This is a genomic window from Demequina salsinemoris (assembly GCF_000974805.1).
GTDB classification, from domain to species: Bacteria; Actinomycetota; Actinomycetes; order Actinomycetales; family Demequinaceae; genus Demequina; species Demequina salsinemoris.
This window is the reverse complement of sequence record NZ_BBQZ01000020.1, coordinates 1-648: the sequence shown is the minus strand read 5'-3', so window position 1 is coordinate 648 and position 648 is coordinate 1. Positions and strand designations below refer to the sequence as shown.

1 protein-coding gene is annotated in these 648 nt (G+C 70.1%); it reads right to left on the bottom strand.

Translation table 11 applies throughout. The features are described from left to right. Positions 1-648: methyl-accepting chemotaxis protein (locus tag AOP78_RS14650; protein WP_236685400.1), on the bottom strand; the 648-nt coding region annotated here is incomplete at both ends.

Genomic DNA, 648 nt, shown 5'->3' with positions numbered 1-648 from the left:
GCGACCGACGAGATGTTGCCCGCGATGTCCGCGGAGCCTGTCGCAGCCTCGGCCACACCACGGCTCATCTCGTTGGTGGTCGCGGTCTGCTCCTCGACCGCCGAGGCGATCGTCATCTGGAAGTCGTTGATCTGCTGGACGATCTGAGCGATCTCACCGATCGCCTCGACCGCGCCACCCGTGTCGTCCTGGATCGCGGCCACGCGGCGAGCGACCTCCTCGGTCGCCTTCGCGGTCTCCTGAGCGAGGTCCTTGACCTCCGACGCGACGACCGCGAAGCCCTTGCCCGCCTCGCCGGCCCTGGCGGCCTCGATGGTCGCATTGAGGGCCAGCAGGTTGGTCTGCTCGGCGATGCCGGTGATCACCTTGATGACGTCGCCGATCTCCTGCGAGGAGGCGCCGAGCTTGCCGACCTGGTCGTTGGCCGACTCCGCCACCGAGGTGGCATTCGCGGCGACGCGCGCCGCCTCGTTGGCGTTGTGCGAGATCTCCTTGATCGACGCGCCCATCTGCTCGGCGCCCGAGGCGACCGCCTGGACGGAACGGTTCACCTCGTCGGCCGCGTTCGCGACCACGCCGGCCTGGGTCGACGTCTCCTGCGAGCCGGCGGCGACCTGCGCATTCGCGGCGGAGAGCTCCTCGGCCGCC